Genomic DNA, 22,934 nt, shown 5'->3' with positions numbered 1-22,934 from the left:
GTGTTGGTGCGGTTACCGAGGCCGATTTCCTGAGCGATCTTGGTTGCGTTGATGTAGTAAACGGTGATGTCGTTGTCGGCGAAATATTTCTTGATCTTGTTGGGGAGGTTCTTGGCCAGTTCCTCGCCTTCCCAGATGGTGTTGAGGAGGAATGTGCCGCCCTTGCGGAGACCGCGGGTCACGTCATACATGTGGAGGTAAGCCTGCACGTGACATGCCACGAAGTTAGGAGTGGTCACCAGGTAGGTTGAACGGATGGGATCGTCGCCGAAACGGAGGTGTGAGCAGGTGAAACCGCCTGACTTCTTGGAGTCATAAGCGAAGTATGCCTGGCAATATTTGTTGGTGTTGTCACCGATGATCTTCACGGAGTTCTTGTTGGCACCTACTGTACCGTCGGCACCGAGGCCGTAGAACTTGGCTTCGAAAGTGCCTTCGCCGCCGAGTGCGATCTCTTCCTTCTGGGGAAGCGAGGTGAAGGTAACGTCGTCCACGATGCCCACGGTGAAGTGGTTTTTCGGAGTGGGGAGGGCGAGGTTTTCGAATACTGCGATGATCTGGGCGGGAGTGGTGTCCTTTGAAGCGAGACCGTAGCGGCCACCGACGATAACGGGGGCGTCAGCCTGACCGTAGAAGCAGTCCTTGACGTCGAGATAGAGGGGTTCGCCGTTTGCACCGGGTTCCTTGGTGCGGTCAAGCACAGCGATGCGCTTTGCAGTCTTGGGGACAGCTGCGAGGAAGTGCTTTGCCGAGAAGGGACGGTAGAGGTGAACGGAAACGAGACCTACCTTTTCGCCGTTGGCACGGAGGTGGTCGATGGCTTCCTGAGCGGCCTGGGTAACAGAACCCATAGCGATGATGACGCGTTCGGCTTCGGGATCACCGTAGTAGTTGAAGAGACCGTATTCACGACCGGTGATACGGGTGATTTCCTTCATGTATTCCTCTACGATTTCAGGAACGCGGTTGTAGTATTCGTTGCAAGCCTCACGGTGCTGGAAGAAAACGTCGCCGTTTTCAGCCATGCCGCGTGCGACGGGCTTTTCGGGGTTGAGGGCGCGAGAACGGAATTCTGCGAGAGCCTGCTGGTCAACCAGAGGAGCGAGATCGTTCTGATCCATCTCTTCGATCTTCTGGATTTCGTGAGAAGTACGGAAGCCGTCGAAGAAGTTGATGAAAGGCACACGGCTCTTGATTGTTGCGAGGTGCGCCACACCTGCGAGGTCCATGACCTCCTGAACAGAACCTTCGGCGAGCATGGCGAAGCCTGTCTGACGGCAGGACATCACGTCCTGGTGGTCACCGAAAATCGAGAGGGCGTGAGAAGCGAGTGTACGGGCCGAAACATGGAACACGCAGGGGAGAAGCTCACCGGCGATCTTGTACATGTTGGGGATCATCAGGAGGAGACCCTGAGAGGCTGTGTAGGTTGTAGTGAGGGCACCTGCCTGAAGTGAACCGTGAACGGCTCCGGCGGCACCGCCTTCAGACTGCATTTCCTGTACCAGCACGGTTTCGCCAAAGATGTTTTTGCGACCGGCGGCTGCCCATTCGTCAACGTATTCAGCCATCGTTGACGAGGGAGTGATGGGGTAGATAGCGGCCACTTCCGAGAACATGTAGCTCACGTGGGCGGCTGCCTGGTTACCATCACAGGTCAAGAATTTTTTTTCTTTACTCATAGTGGTATGTAATCTATTTAAATAGAGATAATTATAATAAGTTTAGGTATCAGATCCTGACATCCTCAAGCGGGGAAAGAAGTGTAATACCATTTGCTTACGGATGATTTCGTCCGGCAAAAATACAAAAATTTTTCCTCCCTCACAAATAGGAGAGAGGAAAAATAGCGGTGAGTTTCAGAGAGATGGACCTGAGACGGCTCAGTTGCGTGGATGGGCGAGCATGTACTGTGCGATCTGCACGGCGTTGAGGGCCGCGCCCTTTTTAATCTGGTCGCCGACAAGCCAGAAGGTAAGGCCGTTGGGGTTGGCGATGTCCTTGCGCAGACGTCCGGCGTAGACGGGGTCCTTACCGGCAGCGTCGAGGGGCATCGGATACTTTTTGGCCGCGGGTTCGTCGATGACAACCAGGCCTTCAGCCTGTTCGAAGGCTTTGCGGGCATCCTCGACGCTGATGGGCTGCTCGGTCTCCACCCAGACGGCCTCGCTGTGGGCGCGCATGACGGGGACACGGATGCAGGTGGCGCTCACTTCGAGTTCGGGAGCGTGCATGATCTTCTTGGTCTCGTTGTACATCTTCATCTCTTCCTTGGTGTAGTCGTTGTCAAGGAATACGTCGATGTGGGGGATGAGATTGTAGGCCAGCTGATAGGCGAATTTCTCTACGGTCGGTTCCTTGCCTTCGGCGAGTTCGGCATACTGCTTTTCAAGTTCGGCCATAGCCACAGCGCCGGCGCCGCTCGCAGCCTGGTAGGTTGCAACGTGGACACGCTTGATCGGCGAGATGTCGTTCAGGGGCTTGAGGGCCACGACCATGATGGCTGTGGTGCAGTTGGGGTTGGCGATGATGCCGCGGGGGGTGTCAAAGGCGTCTTCTCCGTTGACTTCGGGCACCACGAGGGGCACATCCTTGTCCATGCGGAATGCGCTGGAGTTGTCGATCATGACGGCTCCGTGTTTTGTGATGGTTTCGGCGAATTCGCGCGAAACGCCTGCTCCCGCCGAAACGAAGGCGAAGTCAACGCCCTTGAAGTCGTCGTTGTGCTGAAGGAGTCTGACAGTGTGTTTCTTGCCACGGAATTCATAGGTTTTACCCGCGCTGCGCTCCGATCCGAAGAGCAGGAGCTCGTCAATCGGGAAGTTCTGTTCGTCAAGGACACGGAGGAATTCCTGTCCTACGGCGCCGCTGACGCCAACAATTGCTACTTTCATGCTTTAGTGATTGATGAGAATATTAAATATCATGTGTGAGAGTTGGTTTATTTTCTGTCCTCACGGAGAATGTTCAGTCCTGATACATGCCGTCAATGACCCCGGCATAGAGGCGGTTGATCGCCGCACGGCGTATCTTGAGGGTATTGGTCAGCTCGCCTTTTTCCATCGAGAATTCCTTGGGCAGGAGGGTGAAGCGCTTGACTTTCTCGTAGGAAGCGAGGCGCTGCTGGAGGATTTCGAGGCGGTCGGTGTAGAGGCGGCTGACTTTCGGGTCGCCGACAAGCTCTTCCATCGAACCGTAGGCGATCTTCTCTTTGGCGGCAAAGTCCTTGAGCGCCTCGAAGTCGGGGACGATGAGGGCGGAGACGAATTTGCGGCGGTCGCCGATGACTGCCACCTGGTCAATGTATTTGTCCTCACAGAGCAGGGTCTCGATGGCCTGCGGTGCGATATATTTGCCGTTGGAGGTCTTGAAGAGGTCCTTGAGGCGGTCGGTCAGGAAGAGGGCGCCGTGATCGTCGATGTAGCCGGCATCGCCGGTGCGGAACCAGCCGTCTTCAGTGAAGGCCTCGGCGGTTTCCTTGGGCTTGTTGTAGTAGCCGCGCATGACCATCGGGCTTTTGACAAGCACTTCGTCGTTTTCGCCGATGCGCACGTTGACCATGGGGATCGGGGTGCCGACCGAGCCTATCTCCCACCCTGCCTGCGGGAAGCAGCAGACAGTTGCGGTGGTTTCGGAAAGTCCGTAGCCGACCACGATGTTTATGCCGCAGGTGTGGAAGAATTCCACCACCTTGCTTGAGACCGGAGCACCGGCGGTCGGGAAGATGTTGCCGTTGTCAATGCCTATGGCTTTGCGCAGGAGGCTGAACACGCGGCTGTCAAAGAAGCGGTAGCGGGTTTCGAGCCACCAGGGGGCCTTGAGGCCGCGGCGGGCGTATTTCAGATTGCGGCGACGGCCCACTTTGAGGGCCTGGCGGACCACCATGCGCATGACGGGATTCATCGTTGCGATTTTTTCCTGCACGGCGGTGTAGACCTTCTCCCAGAAGCGCGGGACGGCACACATGCAGGTCGGACGCACCTGCTGGATCGTTGCCTGGATCTCCTGCGGATGGCGGTTGACAGAGACTTTGATGCCTTTTGTCAGACAGAAGTAGGTCCAGCCTTTTTCAAAGATGTGGCTCAGAGGGAGGAAGGCCATAGAGGTGTCGTCCTCGTCAACCATGTTGATGCGCTCCCAGTGGGCCTCCATCGCGGCATCGTAGTTGCCGTGGGTCAGGATGGCACCTTTCGGCTCGCCGGTGGTGCCTGAGGTGTAGACGAGAGTGGCGATGTCGTCCGGAGTGGCTGCGGCTGCGCGGGCTGCGACTGTCGCGGCGATGTCCTGACCGGCGGTCTCGCCGAGTTTCATGAAATCGGTCCAGAGCATGGAGGTTGTGTCCGACTTGTCAAGCTCGATTGTCTTGAGGACCACGATGCGCTTGAGCGATGGGCAGACGGCCTGAGCCTCGCGGGCTATGCGGTACTGGGTTGTGTTGCCGACAAAGAGCAGCGCACAGCAGGCGTCGTTGATTATGTAGACGAGCTGTTCAAGCGAGCTTGTGGCATAGATGGAGACTGAAACCGCGCGGTTGCGGAAACAGGCGAAGTCGCTGACAAGGTTTTCAGGACGGTTGGCGGAAAAGGTCGCCACATTTTCAGCTTCGCGGACTCCGAGAGCGGCAAGAGCCAGAGAGGCGGTGTGCACATCGGCGGCATAGCGCTTCCATGAGATTTCATACCAGCGGTTTTCGTGGCCGGGAGCTGCGAGAGCAGCTTTCTCGCCGAATCGCAGTGCCTGGCGCTCAGGCAGATCGGTCAGTATATTAGCTTTTAATACATCAGACGCGGCTATCTTGGATTTCAAATTCATCAACTCTGGTTTAACAGTTGTTTCAAACAACCTCTGAGAGGTTTGCCGCCGGGAAGGAATACAAAATACTTTCCACTCTTCTGCGACAGCTATTTTTTTATAAGCGGCAAAGTTAGCCACAATTTTTGCGCCACAGCCCCACGGGGTGCAAAAAAGTTTCCTTTTGTTAACATTTCCTTAGGAATTGCACACGCTCTTTAACAGATATTAATCCATTTTAAGTCAAAAGTCACAAACAAAGGCACATACCGGACATGAGCGACTGAGAAAGTGTGCATCATGGCAGGTATGTGCCTGTATGTCAGAATAGACGGTGACGGCGGAAGCGGAACTTCCTCACCGGCATTCCGCAGACCGGGGAGGGTTTAGAGCGCGTTTCTTAACAACAAGAGTCACCCTCTTCGCATCAGCGTTCGATCGGGTTGTCGATCTCGCAGGCGTCGATTCCGGTGGAGGGGCTGTATTTCTCCGGATAGTGGCCGGGATTCTTGCTCATCACTCCCGACTGCTGGATATAGCTGTTGTCAGAGAGGGAGAAGACGCGCAGGATCTTTCGGAAGTCTTCAGGCGAGGCCTGGGTGAATTTCTCAGGCATCTTGATGTAGAGGCGGCTGTCGGGGATGCTGTGGACAAGGCCGTTGAACATCCAGCAGACTTCACGGTCGGCGTCGGTGACTTCGAGCACCACTCCGGGAAGCCCGGTGAAGGTGCGCGGGGCGGCCCGGTGGGGCAGGTCGTTGGTGAACCATGCGGTCCACTTGCGTCCGCCCTTGTCGAGAGTGGCTTTGCGGCAGTTGTACTCGCCGATTTTCTTCTCTTCGGAGGTCACTTTCCAGTCGTTCTCACACTTGGAGTCGTCGAGAAGAAACTCATCGGTGATGATACGGTAGGTGTGGACCATGCGTCCCGATTCGGGATAGTAGAAATAGAATGTCGGGGTCAGGTGATAGGCCAGACTCATGTCGCCCCCCTTGCCGTTGGGATTGGCCAGGCGCCAGCGGGCCTCCCCTATTCCCTGATAGCTCATGTCAAGGGAGGTTCCGGGACTTACGAGCACCACACGGTCCTCTTCGAAACGGAGATTTTTCTTCTTGTTGCAGAGATAGCGCAGACGATAGCGGACACCATATTCTGCGGTGTCGGCTCCGGCGTAATAGGCGGCAGCCTCTTCCTTCATCTTGTTGACCATCTCATTGGCTTTGGCGGCCTGCTGCGCGGCGGCATCGGGCTGCTTTTTCTGCTCCTGGGCGCTGACACCGAGCCCCAGCAGAAGGGCTACGGCTGATGCGAGTAGTTCTTTCTTCATTTCAGGCTGAGGGGTGGGTTAATCGGTGAAACATTCTTTGATCAGGAAAGCGGGGACAGTCTGCTTGTATGACATCTGGAAGTTGCGGAACTGCTGGGGCTGGGCATAGAGGGAGAATGTCGAGCTGACCAGAGCCACGAGATTGCCGCAGTCGTCGAAAATCGGGCCGCCGCTGGCTCCTACGCCATAGTCGGAGGTGATTTCAAGGATGTAGCGGTTGCGCCCGGTGCGCTTGTTGGTTGTGCGGGTGCAGTTGGAGACCATTCCGTCGGTGAAATGATAGTAAGCGCCTGAGGGATGCGAGAGGCAGTAGACTGTGGTGCCCTGCGGGGCGTCACCGCCGACGGCGGCCGGAGTCAGCTTGCGTCCGTTGGTGTCGACACGGATGATGGCCATGTCATTGACCGGATCTACGTGGAGCACCTGACGGAAGGGATAGATGTTGCCTTCATGGTCCATCAGGAAGCGCATCAGATCGTTTTTGACCTCATGGCCGAGAGCGCCGCTGAGCACGAGATCGGCCACGACGTGATAGTTCGTGGCGCAGATGCCGTCAGGGGTGAGGGCCACGGCTGAAGCGTTGCTGTAAGCCGAGTCAAGGGCATAGGCATCGTTGTGTTCAAAGCGGCAGACCACAAGCGAGCTTGGGCGGCAGAGTTCGAACACCTCACGCGCCGAGAGTTTGCGTTTGCGGGCCGGAGTCAGCACACGGGCCGGAGCCACGGAGCCGTCCGAGAGGCCGGCGATCACGTTGCGGCGCAGCGAGTCGGATCCCTGGCCCGGATGGGTCTTCATATATTCACGCGCCAGCGCGGTAGTAGCCTCGACCTTGGCGGGATAGTCCTGGAAAAGTGCGTCATGGTCAGCATGAGCATGTGGTGCCACGCTCATGAGAGCGAGCACCACAGCCATTACTGATGAGGGCACAGCAAACAGTTTTTTGTTCATCTGTTCTGTATGATATTGGAATATGTGTCACTCTTCTTCAAGATTGCTGAGCGAGCGGCCGACAACCTGGATGGCGATCGCGCCGAGTTCTCCGAGATGTGAGCGGAGGAATTTGACGAGCTGGGGCTTCATCGCAGCGTCTTTGGTGTCGAAGAGACGGGGAACGTTGATGGCAAGCACGTCCTTGGAGCGGGGAGCGAGACGGCCGAAGTTGTCTTCGCAGTATTTGAGATAGTCGGCGTCGCTCATGGCTGCGCGTTTCTCAACGAATTCATAGATGACCGTGTTGTTGTTGTCCTTGTCAAGACCGAGGTCGGCGATCTCCTTCTTGAGCTGGTTGAACTCTTCGGCCTTGTAACCGCCTTCACGATACATATAGCCTGAGAAATATGTGCTGAGCTTGCGGCCATAGAGGCTTGCGAGGACTGTGTTGATCTTCTCTGCGCTCTCGCCTTTGAATTTTTTCTTGTTGGCTACCATGAAACGGGCACGGTCGTTGTCGAGATCGACGGTATAGACCGTGTAGAGGAAGTCGTTTTCGGGTTTGAGACGGTCGGCGTCGGAGAGTGATGCGAAGTATTCGTCGATCACCTTGAATCCTTCATCCTCCTTGCGCTGTTCCATGAGCTGCATTGTGTAGCTGTTGACCACTTTCGGGGTGCGATCGCCGCTTTCATAGCGGGCACGGATGCGTTCGGGCGACTGTTCGGGGTCAAGATTGGCATTGACCTTCTCGATGAACTTGGGTCCGTCCATATAGCCGGAGAACTTTGCCACTTCCTTGCCTTCGGCGTCCATGACAACATAGGTCGGATATGCCTTGACTCCATACTGCTTGGCGAGGGCCGCTCCTTCTTTCTCGGCGTCGAGCTTGAGGGGGATGAACTTGGCGTTCATGAAATCACCAACTTCCTTCTGGGGGAATACCTTGTTTGACATCATCTTGCAGGGACCGCACCAGGTGGTGAAAAAGTCGACGAACACGAGTTTATTTTCTTTTTTTGCCGCAGAAAGTGCTTCTTCGAAAGTGACGTGGCGGAATTCAGTCTGCGCTGAGGCCACAAGAGCAGAAGCGCCCATGAGCAGAGAGGCAAAGATAAATTTCTTCATAATTGTTACTATGTTTAAGGTTAATTTTACTGAGTATAAGACGAAGAAAACGCCATAACGTTACATTCATCCTGATTTTTTTATCACACCTGGGCTATTTGTGATCGGTTTCGCAACATCCGGAGTGTGAAAAGTGCCGCGCGAAGACCTGACGGAAAGTTCACGTCTCCACGCGGCACTGTATTTAGAGGTTGTTTAAAAACAATAGTTAAAATCTGTTTAGTTGGGCCATTTCCATTCGATGTCCCTGACGCGCAGATCGGTTTCCCACTGCTGTCCTTCAAGGAAGCTGAAGCCGGCGTTTGCGGTTGCAGGCACTTCCATCTTGTAGATCATGCCCTTGCCGGTTGCCTCGTTGTAGGTTGCGACGAAATAGTCTTTGATCGAACAGGTCGACGAATATTCGGCCTCAAGATAGGTGATCTCGCCGTCAAAGTCATGAGAGATGCAGGTTCCGTTGGTGAAGCTGTACTGATAGAGGCGGTTGCCGACAGAGTAGAGAAGCACCAGACGGTTTGACGAGAACATGTAGTGCGAAGCCTTGTCGATGTCTACGGCGGTTGCTGGGTTCACCTTGTAGAGCGGCGATTTGTTGGGGTAGTAAGGTCTGGGGTTGAACTTGGTTCTGTGGCCTGAGAAGTACATGATGTAGTAATTGTCCTCATCATTGTCCTTGACAAGCATGTAGATGGGGTTATCCTCGCCATAGAGGTTCAGACCGTTTTCAGCATAGATCAGATGTCTGTTGTCCTTGCCGATCTCAAGATTCCAGGCTCCGCCTGAATAGTAGTCAGGGACAAGGACCATGTATGTCAGGTATGACCCTGCGAAACGGGCGAAACACTGGTTGTCCATGTCATAGACCAGACTCTGTTCCAGATCATCGAGTGCAAATGTCTTTGTCGCCTGGATGAAAGCCTTGGGATAAGGAGTGAAATAGTCGTTCGAAGTAGCGCTGTAACGGTTGACCGCACCGCCATAACCGCCGCTCATCTTGTTGCTGATCACCACGATGTCATCGAAAATCAGGCCGCGGTAAGTTCTCGATCTGTTCTGAGAGGTGCCGTTGACAGAGTTTGGCTGGCCTCCCTGGCGCGGGAATGCGTCGCGCACTCGCATCGGTGTCTTGTGGGGGATCTCGATTTCGACAAGATCAGACTCGTTGAATTCATTGATCACCGATATGACCTCCTGATATTCGAGCGCATAAGAGCCGTCGTCGGTAAGCATCCAGAGATACTGGTCGCCTTCGTTGACCGCACCATAGCCACTGAAAATCATCTCGTGGGCACCGACAGCTCCGATGGGATTGTCAATGACACCCTTTGCATAGGCGGTGTCACGCTGCAAGGGCATACAGAGCATATCAAGACGCGCGTGTCCGGCTTCCATATCATCGCCTAACACGAGGAAACCGCGCAGATAGGGGGAGCCGACATTGAGCTGTGTGCGCGCCTGCTTCTCAAGGCCGGTCGAACGGTCCTTCACAGTGAAGTAGAGCGAGTAGGTGCCGGGCGAGAGATCGGCAGGCCAGTCGAGGTCTTTCTCCTGGCTGATGACCAGGTGGTTGCCATGAGTACTGAGGCAGAGATGCCACTGATAGTCATAGTTGCTGAGGTCCGTGCCCGCAAGAGAGCCTGACAGCACGGGGCTGATGGTGACATTGTCCATATAGGCCAGAGGAGCATACGATTCCTCAATTCCCTGGATCTCGATCACATTGAGATGCTTATAGTTGTAATTGCCCTCGTCTTCGACACAGGCTGTCAGCAGTCCGAGTGACAGGAAGGGTAATATATATTTTTTCATTGTCTGATTTCTTTTTCTTGATTAGACTATTTCAGGATCAGTCAGTCATCTTGTCAGGCATGGTGCCGCTTGCCCATGAGCAGCCCAAAACCCACATCATGGAGCCGTCTTCGTCAATGACCCAGTGTTCACGGCCAAGTCTGTACTGTTCAAGGAGATATTTGGAGACATAGCTTGCCACTCGTTTGGAGCGGGTGGTCTTCATCTTGCCGTCCTCATCCTTGTCGAAATCCTCGACAGTCCAGCCGAAGACCTCTTCCGCGATCTCAAGGATCAGCTTGTACTTGGTCTCCGAATAGACACCGAAGTTATCGTTGTTCCATCCGTCGGGACGACGCAGATTGCAGTTGGCGAAAATATTGTGGATCGAAGGATCGGAATTGGTGCTCAGTTCCATGAGCACATCGCCTCCGCCCTGACGCTTGGGCATGGTTCCGATTCCGTCAGGACCGAAAGGAAGCGAGAAGTGCTCGCCCGGAACCAGTCGAAGCTGAAGCTGGACGGTTCCCTCCTCGGTGCGCTGTGTGCGGTGGATGACAACAGTCAGACGCGTACTGTTCTGACCTGCGAGGATCACACCCTCGTTCGAGAGCAGCTCATAATCCTCGCCGGCGACTGCATTGGTACTGTCGGCAACGACCTCCACACCGAACTTGCGGTCATAGTCGCGGACACGTCCTGCGATTTCGACTTTGATCTTCAGCACAGAATCTGTTTCGTTCATCACTCCGAAGGGAATGTAGGAATAGATCTGATGGACCAGTTTCAGCGAGTCGAAATAGGATCTGCCGTACTGCTGGTCAAAAAAGATTGCGTCTACACCGTCATAGTAGGCGATTTCATGCTCCTGACAGCTGTAAAACGTCGGGAGTGAAAAAAGAGCGCAGATAAAAAATATTATTTTTTTCATGATTGATTGCTGATTTGGTGTTACTTGCCGTTTACGGTGCCTCGTTTGTCAAGTTCGGCCTGCGGGATGGGCACAATGTAGTTTGATTTGACCATCGGTGTGGTTCCGGTAGCGCTTGTGCCGGAAATCATGGATTCTGCACCGCGGCGCTTGTAGAAGTAGAAGAGCTGTCCTTCGCCGATGACCTCGCGGGCCATTTCATAAGTCAGCACAGACTCGAACTCGCCGTCCATCTCGTCGGCTTCGTCACAGAGACGGTGGTGACGGATGACGTTGATGAGTCTGAATGCCTCGTTGCGGTCAGGCGCACACTCGGCTGCAATCAGATAGATCTCGCTCAGACGGATCAGAGGCATCATGTAGCGATAAGTCTCGGTTCCGTCGATAGTGGCGTCATTGGAAAACGAATCGAACTTCGAGAGGGCAAGTGTGCTACGGGCCTCTTCACCGGCTGCTTCGGCCTCTTCGATTTCAGACTGAAGAGGCTCAACGAGCTTCCACATTCTGACACGCAGGTCATTGGCATCGTCATAGAATGTGCCGACCTTCGAATCCTCGCCGGTGAGACCGTTGCCAAAGAATGTCAGACGGTTTGACAGTGCGCGCAAGGCTCCGCTGAAATATGCGCTCTGGACTTCGGAACGCTTGGTGTTGTAGAGGGAGAACATCACTTCCGACGAGAAAAGATAGTCGGGCTTGCCGGCTGCTTCAACCTGCTCCTTGGTGGCCCAGGGGAACACTTCAAGCTTGTCGGTTGTGATCTTGTCGATGATATCCTCGGTTGCGATTCTGTAAGCTGTGGCTTTGTCACCCATCCAGTGATAGACACGGGCCTGGAGGGCCTTGACTGCATAATAGTTCATGCGCAGCTGACGGAAAGAATAGTCATAGGCAAGAACTCCGTTGTCCTCGGCGGCCACATTCTTGACTCCTTCGGTGATGATCGGATCATACTTATAGAGAAGTTTCTCGGCTTCAGCAAGGTCGGCAAGAATCTTGGTCATAACCTCATTGGCGGGAAGAAGGGGCTGGATATCGCGTGAGGACGAGTTCTGATATGGGATCGTCTGCATTGTCGGATTCTCCGGATAGATCGGACCGTAAAGACGCATCAGATCGAAGTGGAAAAACGCGCGCAGGGCGAGTGACTCTCCGCGGATGATGCCAAGCTGTGTCTCGGTCAGTGGATTTGCGGTTTCCGTATGCTCGATCACCACGTTGAGGTTGGCAAGCAGGGAATACATGTTTGACCAGACTGAGGCGAAAGCGGTTTCAAGCGACACGTCGTTATAGGCATAAGTGGCATAGAGACGCATCGAATGATTGTTGTTTTCCGTCACATTATAATATTGGGCCATGACATCGACCGGACCTGTGGTCAGGGTCTTGGCATAAACGTCGTTCATCTTGAGATAGACTCCGTTGAGCGCTGTCATAAAACCACGGTAATCGGAAAACAGAACGTTTTCCATGACTTTGTCTTCCATTTTCACTTCCAGCCAGTCGGCACATGAGCTGACGCTGACTGCAAGAAGCGAAGCGGCGAATATTGATTTTACTTTATTAATAGTCTTCATAATTGTGGTGTCTGCTTTTTCATTTGATTAGAAGCTCAGTCCAAGCGAGAGCGAGAATGAGCGCTGGAACGGATAACTGAGACCACGCTCTTCCTTGATGTTGGAGAGATGGAACAGGTCGTTCATGTAGAAGCGGATGTCAAAGGACGATGCGCCGATGGTGCGGAGGAAAGGCATCGTTGTGGTGCGGTAGCCGAAGTTGATCGACGCGCAGTCGAGAGTATGCTCCGTAGCCACGAAGCGGCTGCTCTGGTTGGTGGCGGAGGTGTCGTCGATTCGCTTGTACTTGGCGATATCGCCTGGCTTTTTCCAGCGGTCAGTCAGGGCGCGGAGGTCCTGATTGTATTTAAGCGATGTATTGGAGATGTTCTCGACCTTGTTCATGAGAGTCGAGAGATAGACTTCAGCTCCTGAACGGAATGAGAATGTCGCGCCGACAGAGAATCCTTTGTAGAGGAACGAGGTGCTGAGCGTGCCGGAGAAGTCGGGATTGGTATCGCCGTAGAGGACTTCGTCGTCCGCACTCCATTCATAGGTATATGTTCCGTCCTTGCGGATAAAGATTTCATTACCGGTGGCGGGGTCGATACCGGCCGAACGGACAATGTAGAGACCGGTTGTGCTGGCGCCGTCATACATACGTTCAAGCGACTTGCTTCCGCGGCCCGCTTCGTTATACTGCTCCAGAAGGTCGCCGATCTTGTAGTACTTGGTTCTGTTCGTATTGATATTGCCGCTGAAATACCAGTTGAGATCGCCGCGGCGGAACACGTAGTAGGTCGCGTTCAAACTCCATGAGCGGTTGTCGGTACCGCCGATGTTCATCGGTGCTGAAGTGGCGCCGGTTGAACTCGGAAGGTCGATGCGGACAAGCAGCGGATCGGTCATTCGTATCTGATATGAAGTGCTGAGCATGAGTTTCTGATCGAACATGTTGACATTGAGACCGACGTTATAAGTATCTGTCTTCTGCCATTTCAGACCGCTGTTGCCCCATTGGTTGACGATAGCTGCAAGCCCGAAAGGATTGGTGTAAGCGGTGTAGTATTCGTAAATGCTCGACGCAAGCTTGGCATCATAGTTCTGGTTGCCGGGGTTACCGTAAGAGGCATTGATCTTCAGATAGGAGATGTATTTGTTGGGCTTGAACCACTTTTCATTGTGGGCGTTCCAGCCTACTCCGACCGACCATGTGGTGGTGAAGGGGTCGTCAATACCGAACTGCGAGGCACCGCTGCGCGAGAGGTTGAAGTCAAGCAGATAGCGCATGTCCCATGCGTAGTTAAGGTTGGCATAGTAGCTGACATTGCGGCTGTGGGTGTCCGACGAGCTGGGCTTGCCTCCTTCGGGATAGCCGACCGAGAAGTTCGGGTTGGAGAACTGGTCGTTGAGATAGCCCTGCACTCCGTAAGAGTGGCTCTTGGTGCGGCTGTCCGACACCTGCATACCGCCGACAGCATTCAGGGTGTGTATTCCCCAATAAGCGCCGTAAGAGGCGTTGATTCGTCCGCTGTAACGGTTGTTCGATGAATTGGCATTGGTATAAGAGCCGCGTTTCAGCTGCTCCAGACCGTCCTGAGAGGTCTCGTTGGGCGAAACGTAGGTTTCGTTTGTCGTCTTTGAGGTAGAGTACTGCAAGTTACCGCGGATACGCAGCTGACGTGTGGCGCGCCACTCGAACTGGAAATTGTCTGTGATGGCGATGATGTCGCCCTTGCGGTAGCTGTTCTGACGCAGGTCCCACATCGGGTTCCAGATGGTCTCGCCTCCGGCGCTTGTGTCCTTATACACATACTTGGCTACCTGGCCGTCTTCTGTGTACTTCGTGTAGAAGGGGTTCATCTGCGCGAAGCGCGAAAATGCCACGGTTTCCTGATTGGATCCGGTATGGGAGATGGTTGTCTGGTTCGAGAAGTTGAAGTTGTCCACGCGATACGACAGCGTGATGTTGCCGTTGATCACGTCGCGGTCCGACTTCTTCATGACACCCTGAGTATTGTTGTATGACAGGCCTGCACCATAGCGGAATGCCTGGTCACCACCTTCTATATATACGTTGTGGCTCTGAGTCACGGCTGTGCGCAGAGGCTCGTTCATCCAGTAGGTGTTGTAGCCTTCCTTGACCAGACGCAGACGTTCGAGATACAGCTCACGCTGAGGCTCGCTGATAGGTAAGCCGTTTTCATCGAGGCCAACCGAGGGAGCGCCGACAGGATTATAGTTGTAGACTCCGGACAGTCGCTCGAATTCCAGCTTCTGTGCGGCGTTCATGAGATTATAGTCACTGAGGTCGGCCCATGCCACCTGGACTGAACCGTTGTAGCTCAGGCGCAGACGGCCTGCCGTCGGCTTCTTGGTCTCGACAACGATCACACCGTTGGCGGCCTTCGAACCGTAGATAGCGGTTGCGGACGCGTCCTTGAGCACCGAGATGCTTTCCACGCGGTCCATGTTAAGGTCACTGATTGCCTGGAGCGATGATTCGAAACCGTCAAGAATGAAGAGAGGCTGGTTGGGGTCAGTCTCATATTCCTGACTCAGGGCCTGGACATTCATCTTACCGTTGATCGAGATGTCGGCCAGCTTGTTGGGGTCAGAACCGAAATCGACATTTTCCGTAAGAATAACCGATGGGTCAAGCAACGCGAGGCTCTTGATCACTCCCTGAGGGGCGATCGTCTTGAGCTGATCGGCGTTGAAGGTGGACACCGTACCGGTGAAACTTTCTATATTACGTGTATAGATACCGTTGACCACAACCTCATCCATCGTGGCGGCATCTGTCTCAAGTCTGACTGTCACAGACTTGCCCGCCTGGGCTCTGACTTCCTGCGGCTTCATACCGATATAGGTGAAGCGGAGAGTACAGGTCTTGTCTTTAAGACCGATGGCGAATTCGCCATTCTCGTTTGTGGCGACACCGTTACCCTTCTTGCCCACAATCATCACGGTTACGCCTGGGAGCGGCTCGTCTTCATCGTCGATAACGACGCCACGGAAGTAGTTCAGTTTAGCACCTGCATCAGGCTTGTTTCCCTGCGCCAGAGTGGTCTCCACCCCGAACAACAGACAAAAAAGACACAGAGCAAGCAGCTTGACTCCGTTAATTCTCATACTTTCGATAAGGTTAAATTACTTGATTGGTTTATTTTTCATGTAGGTATGTCCAACCTTTCAAATCGGACAAACAGCGACAATGCAAATATAGGTGACATATTTTTATTAAACAAACTTTTGCTTAAAAAAAGCTATTAAAACACACTAAATATGAACGTCAGGACACACTTTCTCGACAAAATGACACCTTTTAACGCCCATTTAACACATAAGGCTTAAAATTAACACCTATATCTATATAACATGATCCTAAAATATGTTTCGCGCCGGGCTTTTGGCTTCAGAATCGGATTAAAGAAATTTTTCGCCAATTTATTGTCGCGGGTCAAAATCTTTTCCGTATATTTGCAATGGATAATTTTCCAAACGCCAATTTTTATCATTCAATTCTATAAATTTCCAAAAATCAATTTCTTATGTCAAAGGTTACAGTTGTAGGCGCCGGTAACGTAGGCGCTACTTGCGCTGACGTGATCGTAAAGCAGGGCATTGCTGACGAAGTGGTTCTTCTCGACATCAAAGAAGGTGTGGCTGAAGGCAAGGCCATGGACATCATGCAGACCGCAAACATTCTCAACATCAACACCCGTCTGACCGGTGTCACCAACGATTACGAAATGACCGCAGGTTCTGATGTGGTTGTCATAACCTCAGGCATCCCCCGCAAGCCGGGCATGACTCGCGAAGAGCTCATCGGTGTCAACGCCGGAATCGTGAAGTCTGTGACCGACCAGCTCCTCAAACACTCTCCCAACGCAATCATCGTCTGCATCTCCAACCCGATGGACACCATGACCTACCTTATCCACAAGGTAAGCGGTCTTCCCAAAAACCGTATCATCGGCATGGGCGGTGCTCTTGACAGCGCCCGCTTCAAATACTATCTCTCTCTCGGCCTCAACGCCAACCCCAATGAAATCGAAGGCATCGTGATCGGCGGCCACGGCGACACCACTATGATTCCCCTCGTGCGCTATGCTGCCTACCGCGGCGTTCCCGCTTCAAACTACCTCCCCGCAGAACAGCTCGCCAAGATCGCGGCTGACACTATGGTCGGCGGTGCCACTCTCACCAAGCTCCTCGGCACATCTGCATGGTATGCTCCCGGTGCGGCTGGAGCACAGGTGGTCAAGGCTGTCCTCCACAACGAAAAGAAACTCATCAGCTGCTCGGCTCTTCTCGACGGCGAATACGGCGAAAAGGATCTCTGCATCGGCGTTCCCTGTATCCTCGGCAAGGACGGCATCGAAAAGATCGTTGAATTCGACCTCAACGCTGAAGAAAAAGACCTCTTCCACAAGAGTGCGGAAGCAGTTCACAAGACAAACGCAGCTCTCGCAGGCGTACTCTGATCAGCCTTCTGAAAGACTGACAGCCTGTTAGGAGGGTGTTTAATAATACCCTCCGGACAAACTGACAACCCGCACTTCTCAGCCCGCAGGAGTCCAGACTCCTTGCCGAGCCGCAGAAGTGCGGGTCTTTTTTTCAGACACAAATACAATTTTACCATGACATTCAGACACATCATTCTATCCGCCATCCTGGGCCTCGGTGCCTGCGCGGTCTCCTGCTCAAACGCAGCCAAAGACTCACAGAACGGCAGCGAAAACCCGGCGACAGCCGTCGAAGCCCCGGCCCAAGCCGCTCCTGTCACGGCCATCACTCCTGACAAGACCCTCCCGACCGTCATCGACTTCAACGCAACCTGGTGCGGCCCCTGCCAGCGCTTCGCCCCGATCTTCGAGGAGACGGCCAATGAATACCGCGGCAAAGCCATCTTCATCTCTGTCGACGTGGACAATTCGCCCGAACTCGCCCGTCTTTTCGAAGTCAGCGCCATTCCGCAGGTGACCATCCTCCTCCCCGACGGAACCGTCAAATCAAACGTAGGTTTCATGGAAAAGAGTCAGTTCATCGACTTTTTCACCCCCTACCTCCCCAAATGACATCACAGCCGGAGCCACATCGCGACTCCGGCCCGCCTCTCACACGATACAGCAAAACCTGCCATAACCGACTCGACAATGAATCTCGGTGATGGCAGGTTTTTCTGTTTCCTCTGATTGCGGATCAAAGATCCAGGGACCGCTTGCAGATCAAAGATCCAGTTTCTTGTAGGCCACACGCTGACGGCGCCAGGTGTAGACGCAGTGGACTTTCCCGTCACGGCCCTGGATGATGGCCGGGTAGGAATACTGGCTGATCGGCGAGTCTTCCAGTGTCAGTTCATGACGCCAGGTCTCGCCGTCGTCGCTGACTGCGATGCTCAGCGGTGTGCGCGGTCCTTTCTTGGTGCCGGGCAGAGTCGAGAAGTCATTGTAGATGAGCACATGGCGTCCGTCGCGCAGCGTCACGGCATCCGTGCCTGACTGGTTGTTGGGCAGATCGGTCAGGCGCACCGTGCTCCAGCTCTCGCCCCCGTCGTCGCTCACCGACTCGGCCAGACGTCCGTTGCGGGTGCGCATCAACACCTTCAGTCGCCCGTCTTTCAGCCTCAGGATCGAAGGCTGGATGCAGTCGATCGGCTTGATGTCTGCCGCGTTTTCGGTCCGCGGGGCTTTCTCTGCGGCAACCGGGCCTACATATTTCCACTCTCCTGTCGCAAGATCCATGATCTCGAAATGGAGCTTCCAGCCGCCGCCCTCGGTGCTTGAAGCGCAGATCAGACGGCCATTGACAATCTCCGGCTTGTTCTTGACCGGCCCTAAGAAGCCTTCGGGCAGAGCCTCGCGGACACCCCAGGTGCGGCCTCCGTCTTTCGACTTGACTACCCAGCCGGTCCAGTCGGACACCCGTGTTCCGATCTTATAAAAGAGCCACAGTTCTCCGCCGGGCATCTCCATCAGCACCGGATTCCAGCAGGCTTTCCTGCGCAGTCCGCTGACTTCAGCCCCAAAGCTCTTCACCGGCCCAAGCGCTGCCTCATGGCTCGCACTGTCGATCCCTGCCTTCAGCGCATCCTCGCTGCCGGGCATGAAGACGCCGTCGGCTGCCAGGATCGGTTTCTCCCAGCGGTCAGAGCCCTTCGGCTTGCGGCTGACCCAGATGCAGACTCCGGGATGGCGCTCATAGAGTCCGCCGAAGTAGGAGGCCACAAGATCGCCCCCTTCAAGCTCGACGATCGTCGAGGCATGACACTGCGGGAAATCCGCTTCTTCATAGAGAAAGGCATCATCGGCAATGCGGGTATCTGTCGGAGGTATCGCCGAGCTGAAATGATGGCGTCCGGACCCGACACGCTCCACGCGTCCGTCAGGGAGATGGACTTCGGCTTCAGTGTTGCAGGGAATCTCCACATCCCACTCCAGCTGCCTCAGATCCTTGCACCACGAGCTTCTGACCGTGCCGTAAGGTGTCTGATGGCTTGCCTTGACCCATGAGCAGTCCTGGATTCCGAAATCGGGGCGCATCACTATCGTCCTGAACCCGTCGGCTCCGGGTGCGATACCGCCGAGACGCTCAAAACACCAGGGGAGCAGGTCGCCAAGCAGCATCACATGGTTGCCGCTGTTCATCGACGGTGCCGCCTTGTCGCCGTTCCACAGTTCCCAGATGGTCGTAGCGCCGTTTTCTGTCATATATCCCCATGAGGGGTAACTCTTGTTTGTCGCTATCAGGTAGGCCACATCGGCAAATCCGTTGTCCGACAGCCCGCGCAGCAGCCAGGAGATGCCGATCACTCCGCAGGGCACATGGCCGTTGTTGCGGGTGATCACATTGGCCACAACCTGCTTGGCCACTTCCTCACGCAGCGAGTCAGGCACGATCCCGAAGGCCATCGGCAGCAGATTGGCGGTCGCCGTGTTGTTGCCGTAGTAGACGCTGTCAGGGTAGAGCGGATGGCCTGCCACAGGCGATGTCCCGCGCTGGCATGTCAGAAAGCGCGAGTTGAACGCCTCGACTGACTTTCCGCGCAGCGAATCCCACTCGGCGGCATCGGCTGTCAGGCCCTGCCGGCGGGCAAAATCGCCCAGCAGACGCAGACATTCGATAGAGTAGGCCGTGGCTATAAGAGCGCCGTCGGTCTTGCGTTCAGGATCCTTGCTGTGGATCAGCTCAAGGCTCTCCGGAGGCAGACACCAGTCGCCGTATTTGTCTTTGGTGACAATTCCGCCGCGGCTGTATTCTGTAAGGATGTGGCGCATCCACAGGGCCATAGCCGGATAGTTTTCCTCTGCCGGACGGCTGTTGCCGAACTGACGCTGCAACATCGAGCAGACAAACGGCAGCGCCGCAGGCCAGGTCACATCGTCGGTATAGTAGTTCCAGAACGCGGGGGCCACATCGGGAATGCAGCCGTCTTCTCGCTGCGATTCGCGGATGTCGCGCATCCATTTGCTGTAAAGTCGCTCGTTGCCGAACAGATAGCTCTCGCCCAGCGCGCCTACCGTGCGGTCGCCCAGCCAGGGCTGACGCTCGTTGCGCTGCGGACAGTCGACGGGCATACCCTTGTAGTTGCTCTGAATGCCGTGGAAAGCATTGCGCACCACCTTGTTTAATATTGTGTCCGAACATTCGAATGAGCCCGTCAGATCCATCTCATCGGCCACAGGGACTGCCTCAGGAGCGGCCTCAGCCACATCTTTCAGCCCTGTGATCTCCGCATATCTGAAGCCGTGGTAGACAAACGACGGGTTCCAGCGCTCAGCCTCGCCGCCGCGGCACACGTAGACATCCTCCGAACGTGCGTCGCGGAGATTGGCGCGGTAGAGGCGCCCGTCTGCATCGAGTTTCTCGGCATAGACCACTCTGACGGTATCGCCTGCGGCCCCGTCGGGCACAAAGCTGACCCATCCGGCCATATTCTGACCGAAATCCACCACCGCAGTGTCGCCGCGGCTCCATATCTTCAGCGGCTTCACACCCTTTCCGGCACGCATGGCCGGAGTCATCTGCCCGCGCAGAGTCCCCATCGGAGCCTCCGCACGCTCGGCTCTGAGCCACTTCGAATCGTCGAATCCGGCAGAAGTCCATCCTGCGGTCTCCAGGCGGCTGTCATAGATCTCGCCGTCATATTCGTTGTTTGACCTCACGGGGCCATCGGTGCTGACACGCCAGCTCTCGTCGCTGACCAGACGTCGGCTTGTCCCGTCAGTATACTCCACGATGATGTTAACGCGGCATTTCGGCAGGCCGAACACCGGGATCTTATATGGCTTGTGCTGCCTCATCGGGAAGTAGCGGCCATTGCCAAGCTCAATCCCGACAGCCGTCTCAGGGGCCATCAGCCCGGTGATGTCGTAGGCATTGTAATAGACCGTCCGACGATAGTCCGACGGGGCCGGTTTGAGCAGATCTTCCGCACCGACCTCCCGGCCGTTGACATAAAAGCGGTAGAGGCCAAGACCGGCCACATAGGCCGTGGCCCGCTTTATCTCCTTGTTGTCAAGTTTGAATTCCCTTCTGAGCCGACGGGCTGCAAGACACGTGTGCAGACCCCGCTCCTCGCCGGGCATGAGCCTCTCAAGCCCTATCCAGCGTCCGCCCCAGCGGGTCTCGCCGAGCAGACCGATGCCGAAGCTCGCGGGAGTGCTCCAGGCCGAACCGTCTCTGTCAGTCTCGACGCGGACTTTCCACCATCCGCGCTGATTGCTTTTCAGAGCCTTCCCGCCGTAGGAGATCCACAGCTGGTCAGCCGAGCCGACACGGCCCGAATCCCACAGATCGCCCTTGTCCTGCTCCAAAAGTTCAGGCGAGGAGGCTACCAGTATGCGATATGCCTTCTGTCTGACATTTTTCTTGTCAGAATTCATCTGCCACGAAAACCTGGGCGCAGCCACGTCAAGTCCAAGAGGATTGTCAAGATTCTCGGTCCGCAGACCGCCTACTTCTACCCGCGCCGAGGCACCGGACACCGCCATCACAACCGAAAGCAACACCATGAGGCAACGCCCGGAATTTATACGAGATTTTAAAAACATAAAGACTCAGTTAAGTTACTTAAGAAGATTTAAGGTAAGCCGGTCGACCGGCCATAAAAAGCTGTCACACGGCGAGATTGTCTGACAAACAATCTCCCAATCTGCAAATTTACCCAAAAATCACCTTATTCTCCAAGTAACTCCTCGATATAGTCATAAAAATCCGCTCCTTCCCCCTTGAAAGCCCTCAGAACTTTCCCGTCGGGGTCTATCACCACCTTCGTCGGATAAGACCTGACATTATAGGCCGTCTCCACCGTGCGGTCATCGCTTATGACCTGCGTCCAGGGCATCCGGTGCTTTTTCAGCGCCCCTCGCCAGCCGTTTTCCGAATCCGAACAGGCAATGCTCACCATGTTCAGCCTGTCGGAATAACGCTCGTAACACTTCTTCATCTTCGGAATCCCGCGCACACACCAGATGCACCACGAGCCCCAAAAATCCAACACCGTATACTTCCCCCTCAGCGAATCCGACGAAAACTCACCCCCCTCAGGAGTGCGCAGCCTGAACGGAGGCATCTGGCGCCCCTCAGCCAGCATCGACTTCGGACGGCTGTTGGCCGCCATCCGCTTCAGAGCTATCATCTGCATCACCTTCAGATCCTGGGCGATCTTACGCGCGAACCGCCCATTGCGCACCTCAGGCGCCATATTCTCGATCGCCGCGATCCCCCACTTGTCATTGAGGTTCACCAGACTGTAAGCCGCCTCGCTCTCCGGATGCGACATCACATAAGCCTCACAGACTCTCCCGTATCGCTCCCCGATTTCTCTGTCAGCCCGCAGCCGCTCCTTGAGCAGCACAGCGCCATCCTCACCGGCATCCGTACCCTCGCTGAAAGCCCGTGCGGCAGCCGCAAACTCCTCATGATATGGCCGCGTAAACTCCCTCACACGCGCCAGATCCTGATAATAGGCACTTCCGCCCACCTCAAACTTATGATTTTCGCCCCCGGCCCGCAGATCGCCACGCAGAGTCAGCTCCTCATCCGGCACAAAATAAATGAAAAACCCCTTGTTAGCCCTCTCCGGCACAGACTTCAGACGCAGCTGCGCCAGCCAGGCATTTTTCAGCGACGTTGAAAACTCAAACCGCCCCTCGCGCACAGGCACCCGCTTGCGCACCACCTTCCTGTCAGGCTCGAAAGTGACATACTCGATCAGCAGCACATCATCCTTATCAAGCCCCACAAGCGACCCCGACATCGAGAAATTATCCTTCCCCGCAGCCGACCAGCAGCCCAGCAGCATCACAATCACCACCAGAACCACAACCTTAGGAACGCCCGTCAAAGCCCTCCCCAGGCATCCGGCCAACAGCCAGGCCTCCTGCAATCGCACAAAAAAACGCTTCATCATAGCAAACTAACTTTTTGCAAATATAACCCAAAGATTTTCAAGGAATATGTTAACAAAACATAA

The 22,934-nt window shown here is 54.9% G+C and carries 15 protein-coding genes; 3 read left to right on the top strand and 12 right to left on the bottom strand.

Going from position 1 to position 22,934, the window contains the following annotated elements; all coding sequences use genetic code 11:
- The 10 genes from nifJ to K2H17_RS01930 form a co-directional block, all read right to left on the bottom strand.
- On the bottom strand, positions 1-1,682 hold a 1,682-nt coding region (nifJ, locus tag K2H17_RS01975), incomplete at its 3' end, for a pyruvate:ferredoxin (flavodoxin) oxidoreductase (protein ID WP_300130780.1).
- Positions 1,683-1,883: 201 nt separating this feature from the next.
- Positions 1,884-2,894 (bottom strand): aspartate-semialdehyde dehydrogenase, encoded by a 1,011-nt coding sequence (locus K2H17_RS01970; protein ID WP_300130777.1) that lies wholly within the window; start codon positions 2,892-2,894, stop codon positions 1,884-1,886.
- A 73-nt stretch (positions 2,895-2,967) separates the two neighbouring features.
- A complete protein-coding gene (locus K2H17_RS01965; RefSeq protein ID WP_300130774.1) occupies positions 2,968-4,812 on the bottom strand; it encodes a long-chain fatty acid--CoA ligase in 1,845 nt (614 codons plus the stop codon).
- A 406-nt stretch (positions 4,813-5,218) separates the two neighbouring features.
- Positions 5,219-6,118: a GLPGLI family protein gene (locus K2H17_RS01960; protein ID WP_300130771.1), complete on the bottom strand. Its 900-nt coding sequence runs from the start codon at positions 6,116-6,118 to the stop codon at positions 5,219-5,221.
- A gap of 18 nt (positions 6,119-6,136) precedes the next feature.
- Positions 6,137-7,066, bottom strand: a complete 930-nt coding sequence (locus K2H17_RS01955; protein ID WP_300130768.1) for a serine protease — start codon at positions 7,064-7,066, stop codon at positions 6,137-6,139.
- Between the two features lie 27 nt (positions 7,067-7,093).
- A complete protein-coding gene (locus tag K2H17_RS01950; protein ID WP_300130766.1) occupies positions 7,094-8,176 on the bottom strand; it encodes a thioredoxin family protein in 1,083 nt (360 codons plus the stop codon).
- A 219-nt stretch (positions 8,177-8,395) separates the two neighbouring features.
- On the bottom strand, positions 8,396-9,985 hold the full coding sequence (locus tag K2H17_RS01945; RefSeq protein ID WP_300130763.1) for a PKD-like family lipoprotein: 1,590 nt from the start codon (positions 9,983-9,985) through the stop codon (positions 8,396-8,398).
- A gap of 37 nt (positions 9,986-10,022) precedes the next feature.
- Positions 10,023-10,895, bottom strand: a complete 873-nt coding sequence (locus K2H17_RS01940) for a DUF4843 domain-containing protein (RefSeq protein ID WP_300130760.1) — start codon at positions 10,893-10,895, stop codon at positions 10,023-10,025.
- A 20-nt stretch (positions 10,896-10,915) separates the two neighbouring features.
- Entirely contained in the window at positions 10,916-12,472 is a 1,557-nt protein-coding gene (locus K2H17_RS01935) for a RagB/SusD family nutrient uptake outer membrane protein (RefSeq protein WP_300130758.1), read from the bottom strand.
- Between the two features lie 27 nt (positions 12,473-12,499).
- Positions 12,500-15,586, bottom strand: coding sequence for a SusC/RagA family TonB-linked outer membrane protein (locus K2H17_RS01930; RefSeq protein WP_300130756.1), 3,087 nt, complete (start codon positions 15,584-15,586; stop codon positions 12,500-12,502).
- Positions 15,587-16,005: 419 nt separating this feature from the next.
- Here K2H17_RS01930 and K2H17_RS01925 point away from each other — a divergent pair, with 419 nt between their 5' ends.
- Together K2H17_RS01925 and K2H17_RS01920 are read left to right on the top strand one after the other, a co-directional pair.
- Positions 16,006-16,941 carry a malate dehydrogenase gene (locus tag K2H17_RS01925; protein WP_300130753.1) on the top strand — a complete coding sequence of 312 codons (936 nt, stop codon included), beginning with the start codon at positions 16,006-16,008 and terminating at the stop codon, positions 16,939-16,941.
- Positions 16,942-17,097: 156 nt separating this feature from the next.
- The gene (locus K2H17_RS01920) at positions 17,098-17,535 is read left to right on the top strand and encodes a thioredoxin domain-containing protein (protein ID WP_300130751.1); all 438 of its coding nucleotides are present in this window, start codon (positions 17,098-17,100) and stop codon (positions 17,533-17,535) included.
- Positions 17,536-17,685: 150 nt separating this feature from the next.
- On the opposite strand, the gene K2H17_RS01915 is transcribed toward K2H17_RS01920, so the two are convergent.
- Positions 17,686-21,510 (bottom strand): family 78 glycoside hydrolase catalytic domain, encoded by a 3,825-nt coding sequence (locus K2H17_RS01915; RefSeq protein WP_300130748.1) that lies wholly within the window; start codon positions 21,508-21,510, stop codon positions 17,686-17,688.
- A 125-nt stretch (positions 21,511-21,635) separates the two neighbouring features.
- The gene (locus K2H17_RS01910) at positions 21,636-22,508 is read right to left on the bottom strand and encodes a TlpA disulfide reductase family protein (RefSeq protein WP_300130745.1); all 873 of its coding nucleotides are present in this window, start codon (positions 22,506-22,508) and stop codon (positions 21,636-21,638) included.
- A gap of 7 nt (positions 22,509-22,515) precedes the next feature.
- Between K2H17_RS01910 and K2H17_RS01905 the strand changes: the two genes are divergently transcribed.
- Entirely contained in the window at positions 22,516-22,881 is a 366-nt protein-coding gene (locus K2H17_RS01905) for a hypothetical protein (RefSeq protein WP_300130743.1), read from the top strand.
- Positions 22,882-22,934 lie beyond the last annotated feature (53 nt).

The organism is Duncaniella sp., from assembly GCF_029054785.1.
Taxonomy (GTDB): domain Bacteria; phylum Bacteroidota; class Bacteroidia; order Bacteroidales; family Muribaculaceae; genus Duncaniella.
Note: the sequence above shows the minus strand (reverse complement) of the source record. Positions and strands in the feature narration are given on the sequence as shown.